This is a genomic window from Mesorhizobium sp. M5C.F.Ca.IN.020.29.1.1 (assembly GCF_003997375.1).
GTDB lineage: Bacteria > Pseudomonadota > Alphaproteobacteria > Rhizobiales > Rhizobiaceae > Mesorhizobium > Mesorhizobium wenxiniae.
In genome coordinates this window covers 1-7,708 of record NZ_RZSW01000290.1, presented here as the reverse complement: position 1 = coordinate 7,708, position 7,708 = coordinate 1, and the positions used below count along the sequence as shown (strand labels likewise).

The 7,708-nt window shown below is 63.2% G+C and carries 5 protein-coding genes and 1 pseudogene; all 6 read right to left on the bottom strand.

Annotation, left to right across the window (positions count from 1 at the left end):
• A pseudogene (locus EOA85_RS21555) lies at positions 1–493 on the bottom strand (cytochrome P450); the annotation flags it as partial.
• Positions 494–509: 16 nt separating this feature from the next.
• Positions 510–674, bottom strand: coding sequence for a cytochrome P450 (locus EOA85_RS21550; RefSeq protein WP_245485928.1), 165 nt, complete (start codon positions 672–674; stop codon positions 510–512).
• Between the two features lie 73 nt (positions 675–747).
• On the bottom strand, positions 748–1,758 hold the full coding sequence (locus EOA85_RS37625) for a S8/S53 family peptidase (protein ID WP_245485929.1): 1,011 nt from the start codon (positions 1,756–1,758) through the stop codon (positions 748–750).
• A 34-nt stretch (positions 1,759–1,792) separates the two neighbouring features.
• Positions 1,793–2,392 carry a hypothetical protein gene (locus tag EOA85_RS21540; RefSeq protein ID WP_127211093.1) on the bottom strand — a complete coding sequence of 200 codons (600 nt, stop codon included), beginning with the start codon at positions 2,390–2,392 and terminating at the stop codon, positions 1,793–1,795.
• A gap of 601 nt (positions 2,393–2,993) precedes the next feature.
• Positions 2,994–7,178, bottom strand: coding sequence for a translocation/assembly module TamB domain-containing protein (locus EOA85_RS21535; protein ID WP_127211092.1), 4,185 nt, complete (start codon positions 7,176–7,178; stop codon positions 2,994–2,996).
• A partial coding sequence (locus EOA85_RS21530) for a BamA/TamA family outer membrane protein (protein ID WP_164759786.1) occupies positions 7,178–7,708 on the bottom strand: 531 nt, incomplete at its 5' end. The genes EOA85_RS21530 and EOA85_RS21535, both read right to left, overlap by 1 nt.

The window sequence follows — 7,708 nt, the reverse complement described above, 5'->3', positions numbered from 1 at the left end:
GTCCGGCGAAAAAGGCGTGATCCTCGTAGAGCACGCCCATCAGCGCGCTGATGACCATGGCCGGGAGCGGAAAGGAGAGGTGGCGCCGCAGGTCGGCGGGCTGGGGCTGGGTCGCCAGCGTCTCGAACAACTGCGCGGCGATCGCCTCGATCTGCTGCGCGAGCAGCTTGACCCTGCGGTTGCTGAAGGCCGGCGCCACGATCGTGCGTAACCGGGCATGCTCGCCCCCCTCGTGCGAGACCAGCCACCCCGGCGAACCGAGAATCACCGAATCCGGGGTGAATGCCGCCGGCGGCATTCCCGCGGGCCGGAACGCCGCGTCGGACAGCACCGCCTTGGCCTCGTCATAGCCCGTCACCCACCAGCCTTCGTGCCCGGACGGGAAGCGCACGCGGTGGATCGGACCGTTGGCGCGTAGCGCCAACATCTCGGGCGAGGGCTCGATGTGATCGACGCGCCACATCGGCAGCGTCGGCAGGGGTTGTTCGGGCATGGTGGCACTTCACTCTCTAAGCGATGGAATGGCGGAAGGTGACCGGCAGGCGCTGCGGGCAGCGAATGACGTAAGACGGCATGTTGACGACGTCCTCCGCGGCGATGGTCAGCGCCAGATCCTCCAGCCGCACGAACAGCGCGGGGAAGCTCAATTCCAGGCGCGCCAGCGCAGCGCCCAAGCGAATTCCGCGAGGCGATTTGTGGCTCTCAACGCCTCACAGAAAGTTTAGCTGCTCAAATCGGAGTGCTCGTCTACCTGATCGAAACGGGTGCCAGTGCCCTCGAAAGGCTGGCTTCCCCGCGACCGTAAGTTGCCGCATTATAGTTGACGATCGTGTCGGTCCTGGCTGTATCCAGCAGCTGATTGCCAAGCTGTGTCGGTGTTGCGGACGTGAACTTGCTGCCAAGGATAGCGGCATAGCCTGCAACCACAGGTGCCGCGAGAGACGTTCCGTATAAGCCAGTCCTGTCACTCTCGACACCCACAGTCAGGAACTGGTTCTGCACCTCCGGGTTTGAGCCGGCATAATTCGAATATGCGGCCAGCCCTGCCTTGTTTTCGGGAGTGCCATTGTGCTCGAGCGCACCCACAAAGATCGTCGATTGCATCCCAATCAGGTCGGTAGCTAGGAAATCAATTCGCCCTTCGACGTCCGGGGTACCTACTGCTACGGAGTCGTTGCCGGCTGCCTTTGTGAAGACCGCAGCACCCGCCCGAGCCGCATCGACAATCGACTCCTCGAGCAGGTACGGCTCCTCGAGCGGGTAGCCGCTCAGTGGTTCCTCAATGGCATAGCTCAGATTAATGACGTTGAGCCCGTCCTCCAGCAAGAGCGAATCTGCTTCCGAATTGTCAAGCTCGATTATATTTGCGCCAGGCGCCACCATGCCGGCCATTTGAGCGACCCACTGCCCATGTAGCCGCCATCGGGGGCCATGGCCGAGGTCCCCAATCTGTTGCTCGTCACCTGTGAACCTGTCTACAACGGTCACCGATACCCCAGAACCAGTATAGCCCGATGCCCATGCTTCACCAATATCGGGATTCATCCAGCAAAAGGTGCCGTCGGCATTTTGTGGGCAGCCCGAGCTACTGGTTTCCGCGGCTGGAGTACCGGTCCTTCCTTTGCCGCTTACCTCGGTACCGAGATCACCAGCGAAACCGGGGGCCGCCAACAGGCACGCTAGAAGACCGGCAACGAAAACTACCGGAAACAATTGTGGTTTGTTCATAATAAACTTCCTGTTTGGATTGTTCTTCATCAACTAAATGTACCGCCTATGCCTTTCATCATCGCTAGAATTTAGCCCTGAACCGGAGATCGAGATTCAATCGGCTTGGATTCATGTTTGCCATGTACTTCAAAGTGTCCGCAGGCGGGAGTTGCGACGCGGCCAGACGGCAATTCACCGCCTGGAACCCGCCGACGGCGCCATAGTCAGCCGTGCAAGATCGTTCCGTCAGGTCCCCGCCCAAAATTGAACTGACGGTGAGGGTAAGTGCCGTGGACGGTGTCGGTCGCTTTTGCAGAATAAAGCCGAGTTTCACACCCGGCTGGATTCGCACCTTTTCGGCACGCTGGCCGGTGCTCGCGCCCCAGAGGAGACCGAAATCGTCCGACAGCTGCGTCAACATTTCAAATCGCATGTCGATCCAGCTGCTATGGTACCACTTGTCGAAAGACACTTGGGTGCCATCCGACAGCGCGTATCCGGCTTGTCCCAGTTGGTTGGCGGCGTCGGTTAGCTCCGAACCCTGATAAATGCCGACAAAGCTGGTCTCCTGTCCGTTCGCAGTCATCGCGCTGACGAAGAGTGCCGACACCAACAGCACTAAACCCGCAGCCAACTGTATGCGTATCTGCAACGCCCATTGTTGGAGCCGCCAGCAGATCATGTGCGATCGACAGGCGTACTGCAGTCCCTCGCCACATCTTCAAACCCTTCGCAGGCCCTAGCCGCAGACGCATGGCCGCCAGCAGACAACGTGTTCATTCGCAACAAATCCGTGATCTCCCGTCCTTCAATTTTGCCGAGCCATCTCTTCGCTCTTCCCTGGCAAGCAGTTCCCGCCCCTCTCAACGGCACATAGCGAAATTCATGCCAATCAAGATGACGGGGCCAACGAAGGGATTGTATATTTGCTTTCAGCGGCTTAGCTAAACGTCCAAGACGCCGGCTACACAAGGCTGTGTCGTTAGCCTTCAAAAGCTGACACAAACTGTCGGATATCGTACGCTGAGCGTGAACGCACTTACCACTTGCGCCCAGGAACCCTTCCTTCGAGTTCCCGGGAAATGGTGGATCGGTCGCCACGGCAATAGACGTGCTCGCGCCAATGTTTGAAAGCAGGGCGGTTCGATAACGACAGTCTTGGCGCAAATTTGCTACTGCGCCAGGGATTTCGTCCGAAATCCCAGCGGGCGATTAAACTGGGACATTCGCCGCTGCGCCGCTCGTTCTTCGGACAACCAACTGTTCTGCGCGAACGGCCGGTTTCAATATTCCCGTTCGTAGAAAACACCGCCCTTGGCTTCGCCGGCGTCTGTTGTCTCGCCACGCAGCTTGACGCCGCGCCCGACGTCGAGATCGATCGCCGCCTTGCCCGAACCCGGCTTGTCGCCCTTCTGGATGGTCACATAGGTGCGGTCGTTGAGATATTTGCCCGCCGACACCGCGGTGCCGCCTTCCTCGTCGGTGATGACGTCGAGATCGTCGACGCCGATCGCGCTGCGCAGGTTCTGGAGCAGCGAGGTCGAGCCACCGACACCGGCCAGTTGCGCGGCGGCTTCGGCAAGCTGGGCGATCTGCAGCGGCGACAGGTTCGACATCGAGCGGCCGAAAATCAGTTGCGCCAGGACCTCGTCTTCCGGCAGCGCCGGCACCGACGAGAAGTTGAATTTCGGATTGGTCGCCTCGCCCGATACCACGATGGTGACGGTGGCGCTGCTCGTCGTCGACGTCGCTGTTAGATTGAGATAAGGCACCAGCGACCCCGAAAAGCCGACCGTGCCTTCGGTGAAGGTCAGCCGCTTGGCGAGGATCGTCAGCCGACCGCGCTGCAAGGTGAAGGTGCCAACGGCCTGCGGCGACGATGCCGGGCCGGTCAGCCGCAGCGAACCGCCAAGCTCCGCGTCGACACCCCTGCCCTGGATGAAGATCTGGCTCGGCGCGTTGACCGTGACATCGAGGTTGAGGCCGCTGCCGCCGCCACCGCTGCTTGCAGCGGCCGGGCGCAACGCCTTGTCCTGTGCGCGCACGGCCGCCGGCGCATTCTTGTGCTTGACGTCGAGCGCCGCCAGCGAGCCCGGCAGCTTTTCGGGAACGGTGATGACGGTCTTGGCCAGGTTGATCGTACCCGAAATCACCGGCGCCGACGCGAGTGGCCCCTTGATGGTCAGGTCGCCACTGAGATTGGCGGTGACCACCCTGCCGTCGGTGTAGCGGCCGTCGACGAGCTTGACCGACAGGTCGGCCGGAAAACCTTGCGCCGGATTGATGCCGACGGTGCCGCTGGCCGACAGGCTGCCGCGCGTCGACAAATTGCCGGTCAGGCGGTTGATCCTGGCGACGCCACCGCCGATCGCCACATCGGCGGTGATATCGTTGATCGCAAGTCCCGAGCGTGCATCGATCAAGCGGGCGCCTGAGGTGCGGACCGTGCCTGTGATCACCGGCGACGTCGCCGGGCCGCGCACCTTCAAATTGACGTCGGCCGTGCCGCTCAAGGACAGGCCTTGCGCGGCGAGTGTCCTGGTGAGGAAGGCGAACGGCACCTTGCCGAAAAAGTTGAGATCAAGGGTGGGCGCGCCTGACGTCATCATCGTGCCGCCGCCCTTGAGGCCGAGACCGGCGGCATCGCTCATGTTGGCGTCGAAGGTCAGTCTGTTGCCCGCACACGTACCTGAGGATGAAACGCCCATGCCGCCGAAACCTGCACCACGGGTCTGCGACGTCTGAACACCTTGAGTGTCGATCTTGAAGGCAACGGCCGGATTGGCCGGCGCGCCCGTCACCTTCACAGTGCCCGAGATGGAATCGGCGGCATCAAGGCCCGGCGAAAAACTGTTGGCTATCGAGATCGGGACGCGGGCCAGCGTCGCGTTGAGGTCGAGCGCCTGCCCAGCCTTGGCCGTGACCGTCGCCGTGCCGCCGCCGAGGTTGAGCACCAGCCTGTCGAGGCTGGTCACTCCCTTGGCGATGGTGATGGTCGAGGCCTGGGCAATGGCCGCCTTGATGCCGCGCATGGTCGCCTCGCCGGAGGTGAGCTCGACCGTCGTCGTGCCATTGGCGATCCTGACCCGGCCGGCGGCCTTCAGCGGAATATCCTTGACGGAGGCGCCGCCGGAAAACCCGGTCCAGTCGCCGTCGCGCTTCAAATCGACACCGATGCCGCTGATCACGGTGGTTCCCGACGTGACCGTATCGGCCTTGATCGTGCCGGAGATCGCCGGCGCCTTGAGATAATTGGCGACCAGCGCGTTGACAGCGATCGTCTTCACCGCCAGTTCGCCGCGCGAAATTGCGGTGCTCGTCGCATCGATCGCGACCGTCGGCGCTCCGTCGTCATTCGCAAAGCGGATGGTGCCGCGCACGTCGCCGGCTACCGTTTTGCCGGCAAGTCTGGCCAGCGGAGCAATATCGGCGGCATCGAGGGTCAACGTGCCGAGCGGCAGCAGGTTGTCGTCGAGCCCGAGGTCGCCGGAGACCCTGTTGTCGGCTAACGAGACGGCAAGTCCATTTATGGAGCGCTTGCCATCGGTTGTTACCAGCGATGCCTTGAGGTCGAGCGGCTGGTCGTCGACCGAGCCGGTCAGCGAGACATCGGCGGCGGGACTGGCGATATCGGCCTTGCCGCTCGCGCTCAGCTTGATCTGCTTCACCGCATGGCCGGACGCCGTCAGGCTGTCGCTGTTGGCCGAAACCGAGAAATCCGGTGCGCTGCGCGCCCCGCTCGCCGTCAGCGCGAAACCGACGGCACCGCCGACCTTGGCGCCGACCATCGGCGACAGCACCGACACATCGCCCAGTGTGCCTTTGATATCGGCGCGGACATCGGTGCCCTGCGCACTGGCGGTGCCGCTGGCGCTAAGCGTGCCTGAGGTGAGTTGCAATGCGTTGGCGGTGAACGCACCGTCCGGGTCGCGTGTGGCGGTTGCGGAAAACTGCACGCGCTGGCCGAGAACCGAGCTGATCTGCGACGGCAGCGCCGTCGAAGCCGCGTCGGCATTCATCTTGAGCGTCATCGACAGATCGGCCAGCGCTACTGTGGCTGTTACGGACGCATTGAGTGCGTCGCTGCGCAGCGTGCCTTGATCGACGACGATCTCGTCCTTGCTGACCGACCCGGCGAGATCAGCGGTGACCCTGCCCGTTACCAGCGGCGCCAAAGTCGCAACGTCGGTGTTCAGGCCGGCCGCCGTCAGCTTGATGGTGACAGGCCCGCTACGGTTCTGGATGTCGAAACCATCAGAATGCACTTGCCCGATCAGATCGTCCACCCGCGTGCCGCCCGCCACCACCGAGACCAGCGACGCGCCGATATCCACCATCGGCGCCTTGCCGTCGCCGAAGGCGCGGGCCGTCGCATCCTTGATCGCCGCGGTTATCGGGTGCACCGTGCTGCCGAGGCTGAGCACGATTGGTGGACCCTTGGCGGCGAGTTCCACCGAAAGGTCGCTGGCGCCGTTGGGGTCGATGATGCCCGCGGCGGTGCCATGCACGGCATCGCTGTCGATGCTGGCGCGCTCGACTTCGACGCCGCCCGTCACGATCGCGGTTCCGGCGAGGTCGAAGCTGGTCTTGCCGGCAAACAAGGATTTCAGATTGTCGGGCAAGAAGCGCTGGAAGTCGCCGTCGCCCTTGGCCTCGACATAGTTGCCCTTGTCGGTGAGCTGGTGGCGACCGGTGAGTTGGGTGACGATCTGGCCGTCGACGACGAAGGTACCGATGCCGCTCCAGTTGGCGACCGGCCCCGTGCCGGTGACGACGATGTTGACCGACGGCGCATCGGGCAATTTGAGCAGATTGGCGATGATGCCGCCGGCCGGCTCCGATGCCTTCAGATCGAGGTCGAGCTTGTTGTCGGCGGGCGCGAAATGGATGCTGGCGTCGAGCTTGCCTTGCTTGCCGTCGCGGCGGGTGATGTTGAGGCTGGTTGCGAGCGCCAATGGCGCCGCGTCGGCCTTGAACGATCCCTTGGCGGCGAGCTCGGCGATACCGCTGCCGGCCAGCGCCTGCCCGAGCGCGATTTCCGGCAGGTCGATCTGCTTGATGTCGAGCGACACCGGCAGCGTGGTGGCGCCACCCTGGCTCGGCTGCGTGCCGGCCACCGGCAGCCGCGCCAGCTCGATGCGATCGGCGGCGACGCGGCCGGCGTTGAAGTTCTTCGACAGCAGCGCCAGCGGCGACCAGTCGACGGCCACCTTGCGCGCTATCAGCCAGGCGCCGTGGCGATCCTCCAGCACCACATGATCGACAGTCAGTGCACCGGACCAGATGCCGTCGATGCCGCTGACCCTGACCTTCCGGTCATCGGTCGACGCCACGGTCGAGATGATGCCGGCGAGGTTGGCGCGGCCGCGCTCGGTCTTGGTCAGCACGACGAGCGCACCGATCACCGCCGCCACTAGGATGAGCAGCGTGTAAAGGACAATGCGAAGGATGCGCTTGAACATTGTCATCAGAACGCCTGGCCGATGCCGGCATAGATGCCGAAATGCGGGTCATCGGGACCCCGGTTGAGCGGCACCGCCGCATCGATGCGCAGCGGTCCGAACGGCGTAATATAGCGCAGGCCGACGCCGGTGCCGACCTTCATGCCAGAAAAATCCGGGAATTGATTGGTCGAGACGGTGCCGACATCGACGAACGGCACGACGCCGATCGTGTCGGTGATGGCGATGCGCATCTCGAACGAGGTCTCGAAGAAGGATAACCCGCCGATCGGCTCTCCGTCGATATCCTTGGGACCGATGCCCTGATAGGCATAACCGCGCACCGAGCCGCCGCCGCCGGAATAGAAGCGCCGGTCGGCCGGAACATCCTGAAGGCCGGCGCCGATGATCGAGCCGATGGCGACACGTTCGGCCAAGACGAACTTCGAGGCCGTGTCGAGCGACTGATAGGCCGATCCTTCGCCCCTAAGCTTGACGAAGGCGGCACCGTTCAAAATGTCGTAGCTCGGCTCGGCATAGGCCAGCGCCCTGAATCC